General features: G+C 74.6%; 22 protein-coding genes and 2 tRNA genes. 16 read left to right on the top strand and 8 right to left on the bottom strand.

From position 1 onward, the window contains the following. The first annotated feature begins 245 nt into the window (after positions 1–245). Complete coding sequence (locus tag BLR12_RS16395) at positions 246–908, top strand: M48 metallopeptidase family protein (protein ID WP_255363557.1); 663 nt, start codon at positions 246–248, stop codon at positions 906–908. Between the two features lie 270 nt (positions 909–1,178). On the opposite strand, the gene BLR12_RS16390 is transcribed toward BLR12_RS16395, so the two are convergent. Next, on the bottom strand, positions 1,179–2,537 hold the full coding sequence (locus BLR12_RS16390) for a zinc-dependent metalloprotease (protein WP_091380436.1): 1,359 nt from the start codon (positions 2,535–2,537) through the stop codon (positions 1,179–1,181). Between the two features lie 114 nt (positions 2,538–2,651). Between BLR12_RS16390 and BLR12_RS16385 the strand changes: the two genes are divergently transcribed. From BLR12_RS16385 to BLR12_RS16375, 3 genes are all read left to right on the top strand, one after another. Beyond that, a complete protein-coding gene (locus BLR12_RS16385; protein WP_255363556.1) occupies positions 2,652–3,674 on the top strand; it encodes a YlbL family protein in 1,023 nt (340 codons plus the stop codon). 206 nt (positions 3,675–3,880) lie between these two features. Then, positions 3,881–6,835, top strand: a complete 2,955-nt coding sequence (locus tag BLR12_RS16380) for a UPF0182 family membrane protein (RefSeq protein WP_255363555.1) — start codon at positions 3,881–3,883, stop codon at positions 6,833–6,835. A gap of 92 nt (positions 6,836–6,927) precedes the next feature. Next, positions 6,928–7,001 (top strand) — tRNA-Met (locus tag BLR12_RS16375). 63 nt (positions 7,002–7,064) lie between these two features. Here BLR12_RS16375 and BLR12_RS16370 read toward each other — a convergent pair. Together BLR12_RS16370 and BLR12_RS16365 are read right to left on the bottom strand one after the other, a co-directional pair. Beyond that, positions 7,065–8,249: an IS481 family transposase gene (locus tag BLR12_RS16370; RefSeq protein WP_091380428.1), complete on the bottom strand. Its 1,185-nt coding sequence runs from the start codon at positions 8,247–8,249 to the stop codon at positions 7,065–7,067. A 245-nt stretch (positions 8,250–8,494) separates the two neighbouring features. Continuing rightward, on the bottom strand, positions 8,495–9,262 hold the full coding sequence (locus tag BLR12_RS16365; protein ID WP_218120705.1) for a DUF6544 family protein: 768 nt from the start codon (positions 9,260–9,262) through the stop codon (positions 8,495–8,497). 408 nt (positions 9,263–9,670) lie between these two features. Between BLR12_RS16365 and BLR12_RS16360 the strand changes: the two genes are divergently transcribed. Both BLR12_RS16360 and BLR12_RS16355 read left to right on the top strand, forming a co-directional pair. After that, a tRNA-Met gene (locus BLR12_RS16360) sits at positions 9,671–9,744 on the top strand. An 87-nt stretch (positions 9,745–9,831) separates the two neighbouring features. After that, entirely contained in the window at positions 9,832–10,119 is a 288-nt protein-coding gene (locus tag BLR12_RS16355) for a GNAT family N-acetyltransferase (RefSeq protein WP_091380424.1), read from the top strand. Positions 10,120–10,131: 12 nt separating this feature from the next. Here the strand turns inward: BLR12_RS16355 and BLR12_RS16350 are convergent, their stop codons facing one another. Continuing rightward, positions 10,132–10,641, bottom strand: coding sequence for a VOC family protein (locus BLR12_RS16350; protein WP_091380421.1), 510 nt, complete (start codon positions 10,639–10,641; stop codon positions 10,132–10,134). Positions 10,642–10,743: 102 nt separating this feature from the next. On the opposite strand from BLR12_RS16350, the gene BLR12_RS16345 reads away from it, so the two are divergent. Both BLR12_RS16345 and map read left to right on the top strand, forming a co-directional pair. After that, on the top strand, positions 10,744–11,622 hold the full coding sequence (locus tag BLR12_RS16345; protein ID WP_091381206.1) for a glycosyltransferase family protein: 879 nt from the start codon (positions 10,744–10,746) through the stop codon (positions 11,620–11,622). Further along, a complete protein-coding gene (map, locus tag BLR12_RS16340) occupies positions 11,619–12,389 on the top strand; it encodes a type I methionyl aminopeptidase (protein WP_091380419.1) in 771 nt (256 codons plus the stop codon). Before BLR12_RS16345 ends, map begins: the two co-directional genes overlap by 4 nt. An 82-nt stretch (positions 12,390–12,471) precedes the next feature. On the opposite strand, the gene BLR12_RS16335 is transcribed toward map, so the two are convergent. Beyond that, on the bottom strand, positions 12,472–13,617 hold the full coding sequence (locus tag BLR12_RS16335) for a cystathionine gamma-synthase (protein ID WP_091380415.1): 1,146 nt from the start codon (positions 13,615–13,617) through the stop codon (positions 12,472–12,474). Further along, positions 13,614–15,008 (bottom strand): cystathionine beta-synthase, encoded by a 1,395-nt coding sequence (locus BLR12_RS16330; RefSeq protein ID WP_091380412.1) that lies wholly within the window; start codon positions 15,006–15,008, stop codon positions 13,614–13,616. Before BLR12_RS16330 ends, BLR12_RS16335 begins: the two co-directional genes overlap by 4 nt. A gap of 114 nt (positions 15,009–15,122) precedes the next feature. On the opposite strand from BLR12_RS16330, the gene BLR12_RS16325 reads away from it, so the two are divergent. From BLR12_RS16325 to BLR12_RS24625, 6 genes are read left to right on the top strand one after another with little or no spacing between them, the layout of a single operon-like run. Continuing rightward, positions 15,123–15,902 (top strand): aldo/keto reductase, encoded by a 780-nt coding sequence (locus BLR12_RS16325; protein ID WP_091380409.1) that lies wholly within the window; start codon positions 15,123–15,125, stop codon positions 15,900–15,902. Between the two features lie 22 nt (positions 15,903–15,924). Continuing rightward, the gene (locus BLR12_RS16320) at positions 15,925–16,938 is read left to right on the top strand and encodes an aldo/keto reductase (RefSeq protein WP_091381204.1); all 1,014 of its coding nucleotides are present in this window, start codon (positions 15,925–15,927) and stop codon (positions 16,936–16,938) included. Further along, positions 16,935–17,723, top strand: coding sequence for an alpha/beta fold hydrolase (locus BLR12_RS16315; protein WP_091380406.1), 789 nt, complete (start codon positions 16,935–16,937; stop codon positions 17,721–17,723). Before BLR12_RS16320 ends, BLR12_RS16315 begins: the two co-directional genes overlap by 4 nt. Beyond that, positions 17,720–18,223, top strand: coding sequence for an XdhC family protein (locus BLR12_RS16310; RefSeq protein ID WP_091380403.1), 504 nt, complete (start codon positions 17,720–17,722; stop codon positions 18,221–18,223). The genes BLR12_RS16315 and BLR12_RS16310 overlap by 4 nt, the downstream gene beginning before the upstream one ends. After that, the gene (locus tag BLR12_RS16305) at positions 18,220–19,620 is read left to right on the top strand and encodes an FGGY family carbohydrate kinase (RefSeq protein ID WP_091380401.1); all 1,401 of its coding nucleotides are present in this window, start codon (positions 18,220–18,222) and stop codon (positions 19,618–19,620) included. Before BLR12_RS16310 ends, BLR12_RS16305 begins: the two co-directional genes overlap by 4 nt. 52 nt (positions 19,621–19,672) lie before the next feature. Next, a complete protein-coding gene (locus BLR12_RS24625) occupies positions 19,673–19,837 on the top strand; it encodes a hypothetical protein (protein ID WP_176832553.1) in 165 nt (54 codons plus the stop codon). A gap of 69 nt (positions 19,838–19,906) precedes the next feature. Here the strand turns inward: BLR12_RS24625 and hisN are convergent, their stop codons facing one another. Together hisN and BLR12_RS16295 are read right to left on the bottom strand one after the other, a co-directional pair. Further along, positions 19,907–20,713: a histidinol-phosphatase gene (gene hisN / locus BLR12_RS16300; protein WP_091380397.1), complete on the bottom strand. Its 807-nt coding sequence runs from the start codon at positions 20,711–20,713 to the stop codon at positions 19,907–19,909. Positions 20,714–20,735: 22 nt separating this feature from the next. After that, on the bottom strand, positions 20,736–20,912 hold the full coding sequence (locus BLR12_RS16295; RefSeq protein ID WP_091380396.1) for a DUF2795 domain-containing protein: 177 nt from the start codon (positions 20,910–20,912) through the stop codon (positions 20,736–20,738). A gap of 52 nt (positions 20,913–20,964) precedes the next feature. Between BLR12_RS16295 and BLR12_RS16290 the strand changes: the two genes are divergently transcribed. Together BLR12_RS16290 and BLR12_RS16285 are read left to right on the top strand one after the other, a co-directional pair. Continuing rightward, positions 20,965–21,501: a DUF2087 domain-containing protein gene (locus BLR12_RS16290; RefSeq protein ID WP_091380394.1), complete on the top strand. Its 537-nt coding sequence runs from the start codon at positions 20,965–20,967 to the stop codon at positions 21,499–21,501. A gap of 101 nt (positions 21,502–21,602) precedes the next feature. Continuing rightward, complete coding sequence (locus tag BLR12_RS16285; protein ID WP_176832552.1) at positions 21,603–22,403, top strand: hypothetical protein; 801 nt, start codon at positions 21,603–21,605, stop codon at positions 22,401–22,403. Positions 22,404–22,426 lie beyond the last annotated feature (23 nt).

Below are 22,426 nucleotides of genomic sequence, written 5' to 3'. Positions count from 1 at the left end.
AGCACGTGGGGAACCGGCGGCGTGTCGCTGTGCGTGGCCGGGGGAGAGGCTCCGTCCGGGGTTCGGAGCGCGTCCTGCGACGCGCCGTGCGAGCTGCGGGAACACCGGTTGCCCCCTTGTGGACGACGGGCGGCAGGTGGCCGTCCCCGGTCCGGGCGGGCGGATGTCCACCGTCCGTGCGACATGGGTCCCGCGGAGGTGCGCCCGGCGGCGCACGCCGCCGGTGCGGGAACTACGGTCGACCCGTGCCTGGAACGCCCTCCGACACCCCGCGCCGCCCCGTGCCCGACGACTCCGTGCGCGCGGACCTGCGGGGCACCCGGGCCGTCCCCGCCGATCGGTCGGCGCGGGCGGCGGGCGGCGTCCTGCCCGAGGGAGCGGTCGAGGTCCGGCGCAGCAGCCGGAGGCGGCGCACCGTGACCGCCTACCGGGAGTCCGGCCGCACCGTGGTGCTCATCCCGGCGGCGTTCAGCCCGGCCGAGGAGCAGCGCTGGGTGGCGCAGATGGTGGCCAAGCTGCAGACCCGGGAGGAACGGCGGCGCCGGTCCCTCGGTGGGGACGGAGAGCTGATGGCCCGGGCGCGGGCGCTGTCCGCGGCGCACCTGGACGGGGTGCCCCAGCCGGCCGGTGTCCGGTGGGTGGACAACCAGAACCGGCGCTGGGGTTCGTGCACGCCGGCCGACCGCACGATCCGGCTCTCCAGCCGGCTGCGCGCGATGCCGGAGTACGTCGTCGACTACGTGCTGGTGCACGAGCTGGCGCACCTGGTGGAGCCCAGCCACGACGCGCGGTTCTGGTCGCTGGTGGCCCGCTACCCGCAGGCCGAGCGGGCGCGCGGCTTCCTCGAGGGCGTGGAACTCGGGGCCGCCTCGGGCGCGCGGTCCACCGGGGACGACGACGTCGACTGAGCGGCGGTGACACTGCGGTCCTCCGGACCGCACCGCGGTGACATCGCGGTCCTCCGGACCGCACCGTGGCCAGGAGGCGTCCCCGGCCGGCGCTGAGCCGCTGCCCGTGTCCCGGTCGGTGGAAGGACCCCCTCCTCCCCACCCCTCGCACGCTCGGGGCGGTGCCCTGGAGGGGGCCACCGGACTCCCGCGACCGGTCCACCCCGGCTGCCTGCCCTCCCCGGTGAGCTGTGGCCTCGCGCGGTGCCGTCCCCGGCCGCGACGCCGGGCTCAGTCCTGTGTGTCGTCCTTCGCGTCGGGCTTGGCCTCGGCGTCGTCGGCGGTGAGGGTGCGCAGCTCGTCGTCCGCACCCTGGCGGGCCACGAAGTCCAGCGGCTCGTCCAGGTCGTCGGAGGTCGGCAGCAGGTCGGGGTGCGACCACAGCCGGTCCCGCTCGGCACTGCCGTGCTGCTGGGCCATCGCGCCCCAGACGGTCGCGGCGTCGCGGAGCCGGCGGGGCCGCAGCTCCAGGCCGACCAGCGTGGCGAAGGTCTGCTCGGCCGGGCCACCGGAGGCCCGGCGACGGCGCATCGTCTCGGCCAGCGCCGAGTGCCCGGGCAGCCGGTCGCCGGCCGCGGCGGCCACCACGCTGTCCACCCAGCCCTCGACGAGTGCCAGGAGCGTCTCCAGCCGGCGCAGCGCCGCCTGCTGCTCGGGGGTCTCCTCGGGCTCGAGCATCCCGCTGCCCAGCAGCGCCTGGATGCCCTCCGGGTTGGTCGGGTCGATCCCGCCCATCGAGCTCATCGCCTCGTCGATGCCCCGCTGGATGGCCTCGCGGTCGACGTGGATGCCGCGCGCGTAGGCGTGGACGGCGTCGTGCAGCTGCTGGCGCAGCCACGGCACGTGCACGAACAGCCGCTGGGAGGCGGCCTCGCGGAGCGCGAGGAACAGCCGCACCTCGTCGGCCGGGCGGTCCAGGCCGGCCGCGAACTCGGCGACGTTCTGCGGCACCAGCACCCCGGCGCCGGCCGGGGCCAGCGGGATGCCGATCTCGCCGCTGGTGAGGACCTCGCCGGACAGCCGGCCCAGGGCCTGGCCGACCTGGGCGCCGAACATCAGGCCGCCCATCCGGCCCATGATCCCGCCGAGCGGGCCGGCCATCGCGGCCGCCTCGGCGGGCAGCGCGCTGGTCATGGCGGCCACGACGCGCTCGGCCAGCGGGTCGATCAGGGTGCTCCAGGCGGGCAGCGTCTGCTCCACCCACTCCACCCGCGACCACGCCAGCGGCCGGTCGACACCGGAGGGCAGCTCGGTGACCTGGTCCAGCCACAGGTCGGCCAGCCGCAGCGCGTCGGCCACGGCGGCCCGCTCGGCGTCGGAGGTGGGCTGGGACCCGGCGGCGAGCGAGCTGATCGCGCCCTGCCGGGCGAGGTCCCAGTTGACCGGGCCGCCCGACCAGTTCATGAGCTTCTGCAGCTCGGCGAACAGCGGCATCTTGGCGAGCAGGTCCTCCGGCGTCCCGGCGCCGCCGGCGCCGCCGCCGAACAGGGCACCGAAGCCGAACGGGTCGTTGCCGGCACCGGATCCGGACGGGTCCCGGCGCTCGGGGTCACGGTCGGGGCGGCCGAAGCCGAACGGGACGTCGCTCATGCCCCCACGGTAGTCGCGTGATCTCCCCGCGGACCCTCCGTCCGCCGGGAGCGCAACCGGGTGGGTACGCCGCGCGACGGCCCCGAGCCGGACAGCCACATAAGCTCGCCGGTCGTGACCCGTCGGATGGCCGTCCTCAGCGTCGGTGTCGTGCTGCTGGTGGTCTTCGGCGTCCTCGGCGCGGCGGTGCCGGTGCCCTACGTGGCCCAGGTGCCGGGCCCGACCTTCGACACCCTCGGCGAGATCGAGGGCGAGCCGATCATCAGCGTCGAGGGCCGCGAGCGCAACGAGACCGAGGGCGAGCTGACCCTCACCACGGTCGGCGTCAGCCGGGCCGGGCTGAGCCTGGTCGAGGCGGTGCAGGGCTGGTTCGACGACGAGGTCAGCGTCGTCCCCGAGGAGACCGTCTACCCGCCGGGCCGCAGCGAGCAGGAGACCCGCGACGCCAACCGGCAGGCCTTCCTGACCTCCGAGGAGGCGGCCGAGGCCGCGGCCCTCGCCGAGCTCGGGCACCCGGTCAAGGTGGTCGTGCGCGGCCTCTCCGACGACTCGCCGGCCGAGGGGGAGCTGCAGGAGGGCGACGCGATCGAGAGCGTCGTGGGCCGTCCCACGCCCGACCTCGCCGCGCTGGACGCCGTCCTGAGCTCGATCCCCGGCGGCACGGCGGTGGAGGTCGGCTACACCCGCCTGGGCGAGCCCGGGACGGCGAGGGTCACCACCGGGACCGCAGAGGACGGGGAGGGGGCGGTGCTCGGGGTGCTCGTCCGCGAGCAGCCCGCCGCGCCCTTCGACGTCGACATCGCGGTGGAGGACGTCGGCGGCCCGTCCGCGGGGCTGATGCTGAGCCTCGGCATCCTCGACCTGGTCGGGGACACCGACCTGACCGGCGGCGCCACGGTCGCGGGCACCGGCACGATCGACGCCACCGGCGAGGTCGGCCCGATCGGTGGCATCCAGCTGAAGATGATCGCCGCCACCGAGATCGGTGCCGAGCTCTTCCTCGTGCCGGCCGGCAACTGCGCCGAGGCCCTGGCCGCCCCGCAGCCGGGGCTCACCCTCGCCCGTGTGTCGACCCTCGACGACGCCCTGGCCGCGCTCGAGGACCTCCGCGCCGGGGAGACGCCGCCGGGCTGCTGAGCCCGCCCCGGCGACACGGGCCGCCCCGGTTGGGGGAAGCTGTCGGCCGGGACGGGCGGGCGGGGAACCCCGCACGGTCCCGAGCGTTGGTCTGGGCGACCGGATCGGCGCCCGGGGGCCCGAACCGGGGCCGGCCCGGACGTCCGGAGCCGGCACCGTCCGTGGCGTCGAGCCACGACCGCGACTGAAGGAGAACCCTCGTGGCCATGCGGCCCCCCGTGTCCGTGCCGGCACTGTCGCGGCGCGCGAAGGTGGTCATCGGGGCCATCGCCGTCCTGCTGGTGCTCTTCACGGCCATCGGGACGCTCACCAACGTCTACGTCGACTACCTGTGGTTCGACGAGACCGGGTACACCGACGTCTTCTGGACCGAGCTGCAGACCCGCGCCCTGCTCTTCGCGGTGGCCGGGGTGGCGACCGGTGGGCTGACCGCCCTGGCGGTCTACCTGGCCTACCGCTTCCGGCCCGCCTTCCGCCCGATGTCGCTGGAGCAGCAGAACCTGGAGCGCTACCGGCAGTCGCTCGAGCCGCGCCGCACCCTGGTGCTGACCTCGGTGGGCGTCGTGCTGGGCCTGTTCGCCGGGTTCACCGCGCAGGGCAGCTGGGAGACCTGGCTGCAGTTCCGCAACAGCACCGACTTCGGCCGGGTCGACCCCCAGTTCAACCTCGACATCTCGTTCTTCGTCTTCGACTACCCCTTCTACCGGCTGCTGCTGAGCTTCGGGTTCGCGATCGTGATCCTCGCGCTCATCGGCTCGCTGCTGACCCACTACGTGTTCGGCGGCCTGCGGCTGCAGACCCCGGGGCAGAAGCTGACCGGCGCGGCGATGATCCAGCTGTCGGTGCTGCTGGGCCTGTTCCTCGCGCTCAAGGCCGCGGCCTACTGGCTGGACCGCTACGCGCTGGTCTTCTCCGACCGCGGCGGCCTGTTCACCGGTGCCAGCTACACCGACGTCAACGCGCTGCTGCCGGCCAAGACGATCCTGGTCTTCGCGGCGGCGGTGTGCGCCATCGCGTTCTTCGCCAACGTCGTCGTCCGCAACTTCAAGCTGCCCGCCGCGGCGCTGGTGTTGCTGCTGCTGTCCAGCCTGGTCATCGGGGTCGCCTACCCGGCGATCGTGCAGCAGTTCGTCGTCCGGCCCAGCGCCGACCAGCGGGAGGCGGACTTCATCGCCCGCGCGATCGAGTCCACCCGCGAGGCCTACGACCTGACCGAGGTGGACTACGTGCAGTACGCGCAGCAGACCACCGGTGAGGAGGTCGACCCGGCCGCGGCGCTGGCCGAGCTGCGCAACGACACCGAGACGATCCCCAACGCGCGGCTGCTGGACCCCAACGTGCTGTCCGACACGTTCACCGCGCGCCAGCAGATCCGCAACGTCTACGGCTTCCCGGAGAAGCTCGACATCGACCGGTACACGATCGGCGGCGAGACCCAGGACTACGTGGTCGCGGTCCGCGAGCTCAACAGCGACGGGTTGAGCGAGAACCAGGACACCTGGATCAACCGGCACACCGTCTACACGCACGGCAACGGGTTCGTGGCCGCGCCGGCCAACGAGGTCGTCGCCGGCCAGGAGGGCGGCGAGCCGAACTTCACCACCCGGGACCTGCCGACGGTGGGCAACATCGAGGTCGAGCAGCCGCGGATCTACTACGGCGAGCTGATGGAGGACTACTCGGTCGTCGGTGCGCCCGAGGGTGCCGAGCCGCGCGAGTTCGACCTGCCCGAGGGCAGCGACGGCGAGGGCCAGATCAACAACACCTACGGCGGCCGGGGCGGCGTCGAGATGGGCAGCTTCTTCCGGCAGCTGACCTTCGCGATCTTCTACCGGGAGCGGAACTTCCTGCTCTCCGGCGCCGTCAACGAGGCCTCCAGGGTGCTGTACGTCCGCGACCCGATGGACCGGGTGGAGAAGGCCGCGCCGTTCCTCACCGTGGACGGCGACCCGTACCCCGCGGTCATCGACGGCCGGGTGGTCTGGATGCTCGACGGCTACACCACGTCGGGCTCCTACCCCTACGCCGAGCAGATGGAGCTGCAGGAGGCCGCCACCGACGCGATCACCGGGCAGGGGACGACGGCGCTGCCCAACGAGACGTTCAACTACATCCGCAACTCGGTGAAGGCCACGGTCGACGCCTACGACGGCACCGTCCGGCTCTACGAGTGGGACGAGCAGGACCCGGTCCTGCAGACCTACATGAAGGCGTTCCCCGGGCTCGTGGAGCCGCGCGAGGACATGCCGCAGGAGCTGGAGAGCCACGTGCGGTACCCGGAGGACCTGTTCAAGGTCCAGCGGGACATCCTGACCCGCTACCACGTCAGCGACCCGGGCGACTTCTACAGCCAGAACGACCGCTGGGCGGTCCCGGCCGACCCGACGCAGGACACCCAGGAGCCGCAGCCGCCGTACTACATCCTGGCCCAGCGGCCGGGTGACCCGGAGGCGAGCTTCCAGCTGACCAGCGCGCTCAACGCGTTCCGCCGGGAGAACCTGTCGGCGTTCGTCTCGGCGTCCAGCGCGCCGGAGACGTACGGCGAGATCCAGGTGCTGACCCTGCCGGGCAACACCCCCTTCCGCGGCCCGCAGCAGGTGCAGCAGTCGTTCATCACCAACAACCAGGTGCGGCCGGACCTCACGCTGTTCAACAGCGCCGAGTCCCGGGCGGTGTTCGGCAACCTGCTCACCCTGCCGATCGGCGACAACGGCCTGCTCTACGTCGAGCCGCTGTACGTCGAGGGCACCGGGGAGAACTCCTTCCCGCTGCTGCAGAAGGTGCTGGTCAACTACGGCGACCGGGTGGGCTACGCCGACACCCTCGCCGAGGCGCTGGACCAGGTCTTCGGTGCCGGGGCCGGGGAGGCCGCCGTCGACAGCGACGACCTCACCGAGGACGCCTCGGAGCCGGCCGACCAGCCGGACGCGCCGGCGCCCGCGCCGGCCCCTGCACCGGACGGGACGACGCCCGCGCCGACCCCGGACATGCAGCAGGCGGTCGACGCGATCAACGGTGCCCTGCAGGCGCTCGAGGACGCGCAGCGCAACGGCGACTTCGCCGGTCAGGGGCAGGCGCTCGAGGACCTGCAGACCGCCGTCGACGCCTACCAGGCCGCGCAGGGTCAGGCCGCCCAGCCGGCCGGGACGCCGGGCGGCTGAGTCGGGACGGCGTGGGCCCCACCGCTGTGGTGGGGCCCACGCCACCGGCGGCTGCACCTCCGCTCGACGGCGGGGTACAGTGGTCTCACCGACGCGGGGTGGAGCAGCTCGGTAGCTCGCTGGGCTCATAACCCAGAGGTCGCAGGTTCGAATCCTGCCCCCGCTACAAGTGTGATGTCTCAGGACATCGCGGACGCCCGAACCCACGGTTTGTGGGTTCGGGCGTTCGTCATTTCCGGGCCGGTCCTGGTGGTCGTCCGGTGGGCTGGTAGTCGCGGGTGGGGTCGACGGTGAGCTCGCGCAGCAGCTCGCCGGTGGCGGCGTGGATGACGCGCACGTGCAGGTCGTCCACGAGCAGGAGGACGTGGGTTCGGGTGTGGGTCCGTCCGATGCCGATGTGGTGCAGCCGGCCGGCCAGGCGCAGGGTGACGCAGCCGGCTTGGTCGACGCGGTCGGTGCGGACCCGGTGGTGGGTATCGGTGCTGCCGGTGCCGGGGGTGGCTTTGGGTCGGGCGGTGTAGGCGGTCGCCGGAGTGGCCCGGTGCGGCAGGGACCGGTGCGGGCGGTGCTGGTTGTACTCGATCAGGAAACGGTCGAGCAGGGCCTGCAGGTGGTCGAGGGTGGCCGGCTGGGCCGGTTGGGCGCGCAGCCAGTTCTTCAGCGTCTGCTGGAAGCGTTCGACCTTGCCGCAGGTGGTGGGGTGGCCCGGGCGGGAGTTCTTCTGCGCGATGCCGCGCGCGGCCAGTTCGGTCTCCAGGGGGTTGCGGCCGCCGCGGCCGCCGGCCAGCCGGGTGGTGTAGACCATGCCGTTGTCGGTCAGCGTGGAGGCCGGGTAGCCGTGCTGTTCGGCGGTGTGACCGAAGGTGGCCAGCACGATGGGCCCGGTGATCCGCGGATGGGCGGAGACGTGCAGGGCGTAGCGGGAGTGGTCGTCGAGCCAGGTGATGATCTCGGTGTCGGCGCCGGTGGTCAGCCGGTAGTGGGTGAAGTCCGACTGCCAGGTCTCGTTGGGCTGCTCGGCGGCGAAGCGCAGGTAGGAGGCCTTAGGGCGTTTGGCTGGGGCGGGGGTGACCGCGCCGTGTCGGGTGAGGATCCGGTGGATGGTGGCCCGCGACAGGCTGGTCTGGTGGTGCTGGGCCAGGTGCCAGCCGAGGGTGTCCGCGCCGGCGTCCAGGCCGGCCTCGGTGAGCTCCTTTCGCAGCCGCAGAACCAGCTCGACGGTGGCCGGTGGGGTGGCCCGCGGTGAGCTGTTGGGACGCCGCGAGCGCGGCTCGAACGCGGCCTCGCCCTCGGTCCGGTAGCGCTTGAGCAGCTCGTACAGCCAGGACTTGGAGATGCCATAGGCGGCGATGACCTCGGCCGGGGATCGGCCCTCGACCTCGATCGCGGTGATGACCAGCCGGGCTTTCGACATGGCCGACCCTCGACCAGCCCTCCGGCATGACCTGCGACATCAGTCCGGGATGTCGTGAGACACCTGTCCGGGATGTCCTGAGCCAGGACACTGCCCCCGCTACAAGGTGCAGTGGCCCTCACAGTGACTGTGAGGGCCACTGTCGTTCTTGCAGGAGACCGTCAGCGGCCGCCGGGCTGCGCCGGCTCCTGGCCGCGGCGTCACCACCGCCGCCACTGCAGACCGCCGGGTGCGTCGGTGTCCGGTCACCGGAACGTGGCCCCCGTGATCCGGGCCCGGAAGAACTCGCCCTCGGGCTGCCGGGCCGTTCCCCACCACCAGCCTGCGCGCAGCACCGAGCCGACGGTCACGCCGGTGAAGGTCTGCTCGGCCTCGATGGCGACACCGAACGGGTAGCGGCCGAACGGTGCTCCGCCCGGGTTGCCCCAACGCTGCACGACGATGCCGAGCAAGCGCCCGTCCTGGCCGACCTGGAGCTCGGCGCTCTCGTCCCGTCCGTCGATGCGCCAGGTGACGACGACCCGGTCCTCGTCGGAGCCGGGCGTCCACGTCGCGGCGCGGAAGGTGGTCGGCACCAGGACCATCTCCCCGGCCAGGCGGCCGGCGGCGCTGCGGGTGACGTCGGGCCCGGTGGCCGACACGACGGGCACCAGACCACCCAGCCGCCAGCGCATCTGGCCCGACCCGGAGCTGAGTCGGTCGAAACCGGTCACCGGGATCCCGAGGAAGCGGGCGGTGGCGGCCCAGACGAAACCCCGGGGCGGGGCGAGCACCTGCCGTGCGACGAAGGGTCGCCAGGCGCCCAGGCGGATCTCTCCACGCATGGAGAGCTCCACCGTCTGCCACAGCGGGGTCCCGGGGGCGATCGCGTGGACGAGCCAGCGGCGCGCGGGCTCCGGCAGGCGGGCGACCATCGACGGGTCGAAGACCTCCAGCGGCTGGGTGCCGCTGCTCAGCAGGTCCCACTCCCGGCGCACGCTGCGGGCGGCACGGGGCACCGAGGAACCGGTCACCGCGACCCCCCGGCGACCAGGTGCCTCGGTCTGCGGGGTGCCGCAGGATCGGCGACCAGCACGGCGACGCCGGGCAGGTCGATCGGACCCTGCCCCCCGAGTACCGCGGCCGCCCGCGACATCCGGTGTGCACCTGACCGCGCCTCCGGCGACTCGGAGCCCGTCATCCGAGGGACCGTAGCCGTCACCTCCCCCGTCGAGCGGCCGAGCACCTCCCGGGAACCGGGAGCGGCTGTGCGTGACGGGGGGACCGGGGGACGTGCGGACGACCTCGCGCGTGCCCGGGCCGGCGACCGCCGCATCGCCACGGCCACCGGGACCCCGCCGGCCCGACTGCACTGCACGGGGAGGAGCCGGTCGACGTCCTGCGGAGGGGGCGTCGGCCGGCGTGTAGAGTGGTCAGTGCGACGCGGGGTGGAGCAGCTCGGTAGCTCGCTGGGCTCATAACCCAGAGGTCACAGGTTCGAATCCTGTCCCCGCTACTCCCGAACGGAGGGCCCGGTCACCACGGTGACCGGGCCCTCCGTCGTTCCTGGAACAGCCCCGGCCCGGGTGGGGTTGCCGCCCGCATGGAACTCACCGTCACCGACGTCCCCGAGGCCGGCCGCTACGAGGTCCGCGACGGCGACCGCGTGCTGGGCCTGGCCGCCTACCGGCGGGAGGACGACCGCGTGGTGTTCACCCACACCGAGGTCGACCCCGACGCCGAGGGCGGCGGGGTGGGCAGCACCCTGGTGAGCGGTGCCCTGGACGACGTCCGCGCCCGCGGGGCACGGGTGGTGCCGCTGTGCTCCTTCGTCCGCGGCTACATCGAGCGGCACCCGGACTACGCCGACCTGGTCGAGCCCCCGAGCTGACGGCCCCGTCCTTCAGAGGACCTTGGAGCCGTACATCTCGCCGAGCGGGTCGGCGATCAGCTCGATGCGGGCGCCGTCGGGGTCGCGGAAGTAGACCGAGACGCCGCTGTGCACCTCGTGCGGGACGCCGGCGTCGGTGAGCCGCTGCACCAGCGCCTGCCAGCGCTCGGGGTCGACGCTGATCGCCATGTGGTGCAGGCCGCCGAGGACCTCGGCGTACGGGCCGACGTCCAGGCCGGGGAAGTCGAAGAAGGCCAGCAGGTTGCCGTGGCCGATGTCGAAGAAGAAGTGCGAGGACCCGGGGTAGTCGCGGTTCTCGATGAGCTCGGTCAGCGGGAAGCCCAGCACGTCCTGGTAGAAGCGGACGGTCCGCTCGACGTCGCTGCTGATCAGCGCGGTGTGGTGCAGGCCGCGGGCGGTGGACGCCGGGCGCTCACCGGCGGGCTTGAGGTGGGCCTCCCGGATGCGGGTGCGCTCCCGCTCGACGGCGGTCGGGTCCAGGTCGCTGGCGGTGTCGCTCACGGGGCTCTCCTCGGGGTCGGACGACGGTCGGCACAACCGCTGCGACCAGGATCTCGTTCCCTCGACGGGTTCCCGTCACCCGTGGGTGCGAGGCTGGCGGCCATGCGTGTCCTGCTCGCCGGGTGGTTCAGCTTCGACGAGGTGATCGCCACCGTGGGCGACGAGCTCGGCGCCGACGTGGTGGCCGGCTGGCTCACCGACGCAGGCGTCGACCACGACGTCGCCTGGGCGCCCTACCTGGAGCGCGGGGTGGACTGGCGGGACGTCGACCCGGCCGACTACACGCACCTGGTGTTCGTCAGCGGCCCGCTGGCCGACCGGCCGCTGCTGCGCGAGCTCACCGGCGCCTTCGCGGGCGCCGAGCGCTGGGCGGTCAACGTGTCCGTGGTGCAGGAGTCCGCGCGCGGGCTGTTCGACCGGATCTGGGAGCGCGACGCCGCCGGCCTGGCCCGCCCCGACCTCGCCGTCGAGGGCCCGGTGCCGGACCTGCCGGTGGTCGCGGTGGCGTTCACGCCGGCGCAGGGCGAGTACGGCGAGCGCAGCCAGGCCGAGCGGGTCCGCGGGGCGATCGAGGAGTGGCTGGCCGACCGCGCGCTGCCCTGGTTCGAGCTGGACATGGACCTCTACGAGAAGCCGCACGCCCGCCGTCCGGCGCAGGTCGAGGCCCTGGTGCGGCGGGCCGACGTCGTGGTCAGCATGCGGCTGCCCGCGCTCGTGCTGGGCCTCAAGCACGGCCGGCCTGTGGTGGCGTGCGACCCGATCGCCGGCGGCGCCAAGGTCACCAGCCAGGCCGCGGCGCTGGACTGGCCGCTCGTCGTCCCCGCCGACGAGGTGACCCCCGAGGCCCTGGACGCGGCCCTGGAGCGCTGCCTGTCCGGGGAGCTCGCCGGGTGGGTGCGCGCGGCGGGGGAGCGGGGCCGCGCGGGCAACGCCCGCGCCCGGGCCTGGTTCACCGAGCAGCTCGCGGGCGGTGCCGCGTGATCGAGCTGCGCACGCCCGGCGAGCTGGACGCCATGCGCGCCGCCGGAGCGGTGGTGGCCGACATGCTCGCCGCCGTCCGGGCCGCCGCGGCGCCGGGCGTCCGGCTCACCCAGCTCGACGAGGTGGCCCGCGCCGTCCTGGACGACGCCGGTGCGACCTCGCCGTTCCTCGGGTACGCCCCGCTGCCCACCACGCCGCCGTTCCCGGGCGTGGTCTGCCTGTCGGTCAACGACGTCGCGCTGCACGGCATCCCGACGCCGGCCGAGCTCGAGGACGGCGACCTGCTCAGCGTCGACGCCGGGGCCACCCTCGACGGCTGGGTGGGCGACGCCGCGGTGACCTTCCCGGTGGGCACGCCGCGGCCGGGGGACCTCGAGCTCGTGGCGACCACCGAGCGGGCGCTGGCGGCCGGGATCGCCGCGGCCGTCGTCGGCAACCGGGTCGGCGACGTCTCCGCGGCGATCGGCGCGGTGGGCCGGGCCGGCGGCTGCGGCATCAACACCGACCAGGGCGGGCACGGGGTGGGCCGCACCATGCACGAGGCGCCGCACGTGCCGAACGAGGGCCGTCCCGGGCGGGGCCTGCCGCTGCGCGCCGGCCTGGTGATCGCGATCGAGCCGTGGTTCCTCGCCGGCGGCGGCGACGACTACCGGGTCGCCGCGGACGGCTGGACGCTCTACAGCGCCGACGGCAGCCGCGCGGCGCACGTCGAGCACACCGTGGCGGTCACCGACGACGGCCCCAGGATCCTCACCGCCCCGCGCTGAGAAAGGACCCCCTTGCCCCCCACCGCTCGCAGGCTCGCGGTGGGACCCTGCAAGGGGGCCACCGCGGTCACCGACGACCCGGTCAGGCGAGGGCCTGGTCCAGGTCGGCGATGAGGTCCTCGACGTCCTCGATGCCGACCGACAGCCGCACCAGGTCGGCCGGCACCTCCAGCGGCGACCCGGCGGCGCTGGCGTGGGTCATCCGCGCCGGGTGCTCGATCAGCGACTCCACCCCGCCCAGCGACTCCGCGAGGGTGAACACCTGCGCCCGCTCGCACACCCGCAGCGCGGCGTCCTCCCCGCCGGCGAGGCGGAACGAGAGCATCCCGCCGAACCCGGACATCTGCTTCGCCGCGATGTCGTGCCCCGGGTGGTCGGGCAGACCCGGGTAGCGCACCGAGGCGACGGCGGGGTGGCCGAGCAGGAACTCGGCGATGCGGGCGGCGTTGGCCTGGTGCCGGTCCATCCGCACGCCGAGGGTCTTGATGCCGCGCAGCACCAGCCAGTCGGCCAGCGGTCCGGAGACCGCGCCCATCGCGTTCTGGTGGTAGGCGAGCTGCTCGGCGAGGCCGTCGTCCCCGACGACCAGCGCACCGCCGACGACGTCGGAGTGCCCGCCGAGGTACTTCGTCGTCGAGTGGACGACGACGTCGGCGCCCAGGGTCAGCGGCTGCTGCAGGTAGGGCGAGGCGAAGGTGTTGTCGACGACGAGCAACGCACCGGCCTCGTGCGCGACCTCGGCGGTCAGCGCGATGTCGGCGATGTTCAGCAGCGGGTTGGTCGGCGTCTCGCACCAGACCACCCGCGTCGTGGGGCGGATCGCCGCCCGCAGCGCGTCGGGGTCGTTGAGGTCGGCCGGCGTGTGCTCGACGCCCCAGCGCGAGGCCACCCGCGAGATGAGCCGGAACGTGCCGCCGTAGGCGTCCCCGCCGAGGACGACGTGGCTGCCCGGCTCGCAGACGGTGCGCAGCAGGGTGTCCTCGGCGGCCAGGCCGGAGGCGAAGGCGAGCCCGGTGCGGCCCTGCTCGAGGGCGGCCAGCGCCTCCTGCAGCGCCGTCCGGGTGGGGTTGGCGCTGCGGGCGTACTCGTAGCCGCCGCGCAGCCCGCCGACGCCGTCCTGCTTGAAGGTGGTCGCCAGGTGCAGCGGGACGACGACGTCCCCGGTGGCCGGGTCCGGGTCCTGCCCGGCGTGGATGGCGCGGGTGTTGAAGCCGTGGGTGGTGCTCATGCCTCGACCGTAGGAGCCAGCCCGGCCAGGTGGCCGAGCACGTCCTGGCGGGTGACGACGCCGGCCGGCTTGCCCTCCTCGTGCACCAGCAGCGCGTCCGCCGTCCCCAGGGCCGCGACCGCGGCGCTGACCGGCTCGCCGGAGCCGATGATCGGCAGCGGCGGGGACATGTGCCGCTCCACCCGGTCGGCGAGGTTGGCCCGCCCGGCGAACAGCGCGTCGAGCAGCGTCTTCTCCTCGACCGACCCGACCACCTCGCCCGCGGTCACCGGAGGCTCGGCCCGCACCACCGGCAGCTGGCTGACGCCGTACTCGCGCAGGATGTCGATGGCGTCGCGCACCGTCTCGTTGGGGTGGGTGTGCACCAGCTCGGGGGTCGCCCCGCCCTTCTCCGCGAGCAGCTCGCCGACGGTGCCCCGGGTGGCCTGCTCCAGGAAGCCGTAGTCGGCCATCCAGTCGTCGTTGTAGATCTTGCCGAGGTAGCCGCGGCCGCCGTCGGGCAGCAGCACCACCAGGACGTCGTCCTTCGTCAGCCGCTCCGCGGCGCGCAGCGCGCCGGCCACCGCCATGCCGCAGGAACCGCCGACCAGCAGCCCCTCCTCGCGCGCCAGCCGCCGGGTCATCGCGAAGGAGTCCCCGTCGCTGACGGCGACGATCTCGTCGGCGACGGTGCGGTCGTAGGCGTCGGGCCAGAAGTCCTCGCCCACGCCCTCGACCAGGTACGGCCGCCCGGTGCCACCGGAGTAGACCGAGCCCTCGGGGTCGACGCCGACGACGCGCACCCGCCCACCGGAGGCCTCCTTGAGGTAGCGCCCGGTGCCGCTGATCGTGCCCCCGGTCCCGACGCCGGTGACGAAGCAGGTCACCCGCCCCTCGGTCTGCGCCCAGATCTCCGGCCCGGTGCTCTCGTAGTGCGACCGCGGGTTGGCCGGGTTGGCGTACTGGTCGGGCTTCCACCCGCCCGGCGTCTCGCGGGCCAGCCGGTCGGAGACCGAGTAGTAGGAGCGCGGGTCCGCCGGGTCGACGGCGGTCGGGCAGACGTGCACCTCGGCGCCGTAGGCCTTGAGCACGTCGAACTTCTCCTTGCCCACCTTGTCGGGGCAGACGAAGACGCAGCGGTAGCCGCGCTGCTGGGCGACCAGCGCCAGGCCGATGCCGGTGTTCCCGCTGGTGGGCTCGACGATCGTGCCGCCCGGCCGCAGCGCCCCGCTGGCCTCGGCGTCGTCGACCATGCGCACGGCGATGCGGTCCTTCACCGAGCCGCCGGGGTTGAGGTACTCGACCTTGGCCAGCACCAGGGGCGCATCCGGCCCGAGGTCGCGGGTGACGGACGTCAGCCGGACCAGCGGGGTGTTCCCGACCAGCTCGATGACGTTCTCGACGTACTGCACGGAAGGGCCCTCCTCGGCGGGCGGCCGGTCGCCGGCCCGTCAGCGTCCATCCCACCAGACGGGACCGGTCCCCGCCGGGTGTCGGCTGCGCTCCCAGCGGGCACCGGACCGGGCATGACCGAGAGCTTCCCCACCGTGCCGCTCGACGGTGCCCCCGGCATGCCGCTGCTCGGGTTCGGCACCTGGCAGATGACCGGCTCCACCTGTTACGACGCCGTCCGCACGGCCCTGGACGCCGGCTACCGGCACCTGGACACCGCGGCGATCTACCGCAACGAGGCCGAGGTCGGGCGGGCGCTGCGCGACTCGGGCGTCGACCGCGACGAGGTCTTCGTGACCACCAAGCTGCCGCCGCCCCGGGCCGACCAGGCGGACCAGGTGCTGGCGGCGTCGCTCGACGCGCTCGGCGTCGACGCCGTCGACCTGTGGCTGGTCCACTGGCCGCCCGGTGGTGCCAGGGCCGACGTCTGGGCGCGGTTCGTCGCAGCCCGCGAGGACGGCCGGGCCCGGGCGGTCGGGGTCAGCAACTACTCGCTGGAGCAGGTCGACGAGCTGACCGCCGCGACCGGGGTGACGCCGCAGGTCAACCAGGTGAGCTGGGCGCCATCGCTGTACGACGCCGACGTCGAGGCCGGGCACCGGGAACGCGGCGTCGTCCTCGAGGGCTACAGCCCCTTCAAGAACACCGACCTCGGCGACCCGGTGCTGCGCGAGGTCGCCGACGCGCACGGCGCCACCCCGGCGCAGGTCGTGCTGCGCTGGCACGTCGAGCACCAGGTCGTCGTGATCCCCAAGTCGGCGACCCCGGAGCGGATCCGCGCCAACCTGGCGATCGCCGACCTCGCGCTGACCGACGACGAGGTGGCCCGCATCGATGGCCTGGCGCGCCCGTGACCGGGACGGCGAGGATGCCCGGGTGACCTCTCCCTCTCCCGTCGGCACCCGCACGCTCGGCCGCGACGGCCTGACCGTCTCCGCACCCGGCCTCGGCTGCATGGGGATGAGCCAGTCCTACGGCGCCGCCGACCGCGACGAGTCGCTCGCGACCATCCACCGGGCACTGGACCTCGGCGTCACCTTCCTCGACACCTCCGACGTCTACGGGGACGGGCACAACGAGGAGCTGGTCGGCGAGGCGATCGCCGGACGGCGGGACGAGGTGCAGCTGGCGACCAAGTTCTCGCTGTCCCGCCGTGGCGACTCGATGGTCGTCGACGGCCGCCCGGAGAACGTCCGCGCCTGCGCGGAGGCCAGCCTGCGCCGGCTGCGCGTCGACGTGATCGACCTGTACTACCAGCACCGGGTCGACCGGCGGGTGCCGATCGAGGACACGGTCGGCGCGATGGCCGAGCTGGTGCAGCAGGGCAAGGTCCGCCACCTCGGGCTGTCGGAGGCGTCGGCCGCCTCGATCCGCCGCGCCGTCGCCGTCCACCCCATCGCCGCGCTGCAGAGCGAGTGGTCGCTGTGGACCCGCGACCTGGAGGCAGAGGTGCTCGGCGTGGCCCGCGAGCACGGCATCGGCATCGTGCCGTTCAGCCCGCTGGGCCGCGGCTTCCTCACCGGCGCCATCCGCAGCCCGGAGGACTTCGGCGAGGACGACTGGCGCCGCGGCCACCCGCGCTTCACCGGTGAGGCGTTCACGACCAACCTGCGGCTGGTCGACGCCGTCCGGGCGATGGCGGAGGAGAAGGGGTGCACGCCCGGCCAGCTCGCCCTGGCCTGGGTCCTCGCGCAGGGGGACGACGTCGTGCCCATCCCCGGCACCAAGCGGCGCAGCCACCTGGAGGAGAACGTCGGCGCCGCCGCCGTCGAGCTGTCGGACGACGACCTGGCCCGCCTGGGTGAGATCGCCCCGCCCGGTGCGGCCGTCGGCGGGCGCTACGCCGACCCCTCCTACACGTACGGCGACAGCCCGGAGCACGCGACGTGACCGTGCCGGCGACGAGGCTGCGGGTACCCGGGGCAGACGGCGTCGAGGTCGCCGTGCACCGGTGGGGCGCCCCCGGTGACCTGCCGCCGGTGTACCTCCAGCACGGCTTCGTCGCGGACACCCGGCTCAACTGGGTCGGCACCGGGGCCGTCGGCGTCCTCCTGTCGGCCGGACGGGAGGTCGTCGGCGTCGACGCCCGCGGGCACGGGAGGTCGGACAAGCCGCACGACTCCGCCGCCTACGGGGAGCGCCGGATGGCCGACGACCTACGGCGGGTGGCCGATGCCCTCGGCCACGAGTCCTTCGACCTGGCCGGCTACTCGATGGGCGCGACGGTCGCGATGCTGACCGCGGCCACCGACCGGAGGGTGCGCCGGCTGGTCGTCGGCGGTGCCGGCGCCCCGTTCGTCGAGCCCGGTGGCGCCGCGCGCCACGCCGCCCTGATGGCCCGGCTGGCCGCCGCGCTGGAGGCGGCCGACGTCGCCGATGTGCGCGACCCCGTCACCGTCGACTTCCGCCGGATGGCCGACGCCCTCGCCGCCGACCGGCGCGCCCTGGCCGCGCACGCCCGTGCGGTGCACGCCCGCGACCCGGACCTGGCCGCCATCACCGCGCCCACGCTCGTCCTCGCCGGCGACGCCGATCCGCTCGCGGACCGCCCCGAGGCGCTCGCTGCGGCCATCCCCGGTGCCCGGGTGACCGTCGTCCCCGGCGACCACTCGACCGCACTCCGGGCTCCGGCCTTCGCTGCGGCGCTGGTCGGCTTCCTCGGGGAGACATCGTGAGCGATCCGAACTGCGGCGTCGCGCACGGTGCGCCCGCCGACGAGACCAGCGGCCGGGTGCTGGTCGCCGTCTTCGCCTCGCCCGTGGCCGAGGTGCTGCAGCGCTGGGCGCCGGAACTCGGGTTCCGCACGGTGCTGCTCGACCCCGACCCCGCCCGCGGGGCCGGCGTCGTGGAGCTGGCCGACCTCACCGAGGACCTGTCCGACGCCGACGTCGTCGTCACCGACCACCACCGGCCCGAGCTCGGCGAGGTGCTGCGCGACGCGCTGGCCCGGCGGGTGCGCTGGGTCGGTGTCATGGGCAACCCGCGGCACGAGGGTCCGCACGTGGCGGCGCTGGCCGCCCTCGGCGTCCCGCCCGAGGAGGTCGCCCGCGTGCACCGGCCCATCGGGCTGGACATCGGCTCGCGCACCCCCGCGGAGATCGCGCTGAGCACGCTGGCCGGTCTGCTGGCCGACCGCAACGGCCGCAGCGGCGGCTCCGCGCACCGACCGCGGTGAGCGACGTCCTGCTCGGCGTCGACCTCGGCACGAGCGGGCTGAAGCTGCTGGCGCTGGACGCCTCCGGCGACGTGGTGGCCGAGGCGGAGTCCGGCTACGACGTCGACCGCCCGCGCCCCGGCTGGGCGCAGACCGACCCGGCCGTGTGGCGGGCGGCGGTGGACGACGCGCTGGCCCGGGTGCTCCCGGCGCTGGCCGGCCGCCGCGTCGCCGGGCTGGGCCTGTCCGGGCAGATGCACGGCACCGTGCTGGTCGACGCCGCCGGCGCCCCGCTGGCGCCCGCCGTGCTCTGGCCGGACTCCCGCGCCGGCGCCGAGGTGCAGCGCTGGCACGGGCTGCCCGACGGTGCCCGTGCCGCGCTGGCCAACCCGCTCGTCCCGGGGATGACCGGTCCCGTGCTGGCCTGGCTGGCCGCGCACGAGCCGGGTCTGCTGGGGCGGGCGGCCACCGTGCTGCTGCCCAAGGACGTGCTGCGCGCCGCGCTCGTGCCGGACGCCGACCCGCGGGTCACCGACCGCAGCGACGCCTCGGCCACCCTGCTGTGGGACGTCGTCGCCGACGGCTGGTCGGCCGAGGCGGTGACCGTGGCCGGCGTCGACCCGGGGCAGCTGCCCGTGGTGCGGCCCTCGGCCGAGGTCGTGGGCACCGCGGCACTCCCGGTCGGCGAGGTGCCGGTCGTGGTCGGTGGCGGGGACACCCCGCTGGCCCTGCTCGCCGCCGGGACGACGGCCGGCCGGCAGGTCAACCTCGGCACCGGTGCGCAGGTGCTGCAGCCCGGGTGGACGCCGACGCCGGCCGACGACCCGCCGGTGCACGGATACGCCGACGTCGAGGACGGCTGGTACGCGATGGCCGCGCTGCAGAACGGCGGCCTGGCGTGGACGTGGGTGTGCGGCGTGCTCGGGATGACACCCGCCGAGCTGTTCGACGCCGCGGCGTCGGTCCCGCCCGGCGCCGGGGGAGTGGTCTTCCGGCCGTTCCTCACCGGCGAGCGCGGCGGCGTGGCGGGCCCGGCCGACCGCGGCGGCTGGACGGGGTTGTCCGCGGGCACGACCCGCGCCGAGCTGGCCCGAGCGGCCGTGGAGGGCGTCGCGTTCGCGGTCGCGGCGGCCGCGGAGCTGCTCGACGGGGAGGGGCCGGTCACGCTCACCGGGGGTGGTGGGCGGCCGGCCGTCGTCCAGCAGCTGCTCGCCGACGTCCTCGCCGTCCCCGTGCGGTACCTGCCGATCCGCAGCGCCTCGGCGGTCGGCGCGGCGGTGCTCGCCGCCCGCGGCACGGGCACCGAGGTCGCGACGGAGCAGGAGCCCGGCCGGCCGGTCGAGCCCCGGCCGGTGCCGGAGCTGACCGCCGCGCGGGACCGCTGGTCCGCGGAACGGGGAGCCGCACCACCGCGTTGAGCGGCACAGCAGGGCGGAGCAGCCGCCCGGACGACGCGAGGAGGACCTACCGATGGCGTCGCTGTTCAGCAAGCTGGCCCAGTTCGCCAACACCCCGAAGGGGCGTCGGGTCATCAGCCAGGCCACCGAGAAGGCCCAGCAGCTGGCCAAGGACCCGAAGACCCGGGCGAAGATCGACGACGCGCGCCGCCGCTTCCAGGGCGGTCACGGCCGCTAGGTGCAGGGTGGCCTCCCTGCAGGGTCCCGCCGCGAGCTTGCGAGTGGCGGGGGGCAGGGAGGTCCTTCTTCAGGCGGCTGCGGGTGGTGGGCGCAGGACGCCCAGCGCGGCGTCGTGCAGGAGGCCGTTCGTCGCCAGCGCGCTGCCGCCGGCCGGGCCAGGGGTGCCGGTGAGGTCGGTGAAGGCGCCGCCGGCCTCCCGCACGATGACGTCGAGGGCGGCCAGGTCCCACACCGAGACCTCGGGCTCGCAGGCGACGTCCACCGCACCCTCGGCCAGCAGCACGTAGCTCCAGAAGTCGCCGTAGGCGCGGGTGCGCCACACCGTGCGGGTCAGGTCGAGGAAGCCGCCGAGCTGGCCCCGCTCCTCCCAGCCGGAGAGGCTGGAGTAAGACAGGCTCGCGTCGGCCAGGTCGCCGACCTTCGACACGGTGCACCGGCTCGCCGACTCCAGCCGCCGGCCGGTCCAGGCCCCGACGCCCTTGGCCGCCCACCAGCGACGGTTGAGCGCCGGCGCCGAGACCAGCCCGACGACCGGCTCGTCGCCGTCGAACAGGGCGATGAGCGTGGCCCACACGGGCACGCCACGGACGAAGTTCTTCGTCCCGTCGATCGGGTCGAGCACCCACCGGCGCGGTCCGTGGCCGGTCGCGCCCATCTCCTCGCCGAGCACCGCGTCGCGGGTGCGGGCACGAGCCAGCGTGATGCGCAGCTGCTCCTCCACGGCGCGGTCGGCGTCGGTGACCGGCGTGAGGTCCGGTTTGGTGTCGACCTGCAGGTCCAGCGCCTTGAAGCGGTCCAGGCTGATCGAGTCAGCCTGGTCGGCCAGCACGTGCGCCAGGTGCATGTCCCCCGTGTAGTCCCGGCCCGGTGTCATGGGCACCGAACCTAGCGGGCGCTCAGTCGAAGACCGCGGCACTCACGCCGCTGGGCCCCTCGTACTCCCGGTCGTCGATCTTCTCCAGCGCGTCGAGGACCTCCCTGTCGCCCCCCTTCGCGTGCTCCAGGATCTGCTGCTTGCTCGCCGGGTAGTCCATGCCCTTGAGGGCCTTCTGGATGTCGATCGGGCTCACCATGGGCCCGGGCTACCCCCGGCCGACGCGGGCGATGCACGGATACGGTCGGGGAGTGCACGCCGCGACCATCGCCGGGCTGCTGGCCGACCCGACCAGGCTCAAGGTCGTCGCCGCCCTCGCCCTGGGCGCCGGGACGATCGAGCAGGTCGCCGAGGCGACCGGCCTGCCGCTCAAGGACGTGGCACTCGCTTCCCGGCGGTTGGGCCGGGCCGGCCTGGTCCGCCGCGACCGGCACGAGCTGGAGTTGTTGACCGGGCAGTTCGGCGCCGCGGCCCGCGCCGCGGCCGAGGCCGCGCCACCGCCCGAGCCGCTGTCCGACGACCCCGCCGAGGACGCCGTCCTGTCGGCCTTCGTCCGCGACGGGCGGCTGGTGTCCATCCCGGCGCAGCAGACCAAGCGGCGGGTCGTGCTCGAGCACCTGGTGCGGGTCTTCGACGCCGGCGTCCGCTATCCCGAGCGGGAGGTCAACGCGCTGCTGGCGGTCTGGCACCCCGACACCGCCGCGCTGCGCCGCTACCTCGTCGACGAGGGGCTGCTCACCCGCGAGGCCGGCCTCTACTGGCGCAGCGGCGGCTGGGTCGACGTCTGAGCGCTCGCTCCGCCGACTGCCCGGCGATCATGGCGCCGGGACCACCGGAGGAGCCCGGAAAGCGGTCGCGGTGCCATGATCGCGGCGGGCAGACTCGGCGGGTGCCCGACGCCGACGCCTTCCTCGCCCTCGCCCGGTCCTCGCCGTGGCGCTGGTCGACGCTGCGCTTCACCGAGCGCCGGCGACGCGCACGGACGTGGTCGGAACCGCGGCACGCGTGGCTGCGCCGCCCGGGCCTGCTGCGGGTGGAGGATCCCTCGGGGCGGCTGCTCGACGTCGTCCGTGGGACGCCCACCGTGTCCGCGGTCCTGGGCAGCAGTCCCTGGGACCCGCCCCCGCCGGTGGAGGACCCGGTGTTCCGCGCCGACGGGCTGGTCGCCGTGCGGCCGGACGGCGCGCACCTGGAGGACCCGATGTGGGAGGACTACCGCTGGGTCGCCGAGCTGGACCCGGCCGAGCTGGCGGAGGGTCGCACCCAGGGCTCCGGGTCGCCGTTGGAGGTCGACGGCCTGCGCGAGGTCGAGCACGCCGGGCGGCCCGCGTGGGAGGCGCTGGTGCGCCCGACGGCGGACTACGAGCCGCGCTGCGGCTGCTGCCCGCTGCTGCGCAGCCGCACCGCGGACCTCGCCGAGTGGGGCCCGGAGTGGCTGCCGGAGGCCGAGTACCCGAGCGCCGAGCTGGTCCGTCTCGACGTCGGAACCGGCGTCTGCGTGTGGACCGAGGCGCTCGACGGCACCTGGGCCGGCGACGGGCACGACCTGCACATCGAGGCGGTCGACGAGCCGATGACCGACGACCTCTTCCCGCGGCTGCGCCACGAGCCGATCCCGGCCGACGGCCCGCGTTCGCCGGAGGAGTACCTCGAGCGGTGGCTCCGGAAGCAGGATCGGCGCAGGCGCTGACCGGTGGACCACTCGGGCGTTCC

The sequence above is a fragment of the Geodermatophilus sp. DSM 45219 genome (assembly GCF_900104025.1).
GTDB lineage: Bacteria > Actinomycetota > Actinomycetes > Mycobacteriales > Geodermatophilaceae > Geodermatophilus.
The sequence above is the reverse complement of the archived record's forward strand: the minus strand, read 5'-3'. Positions and strand labels throughout refer to the sequence as shown.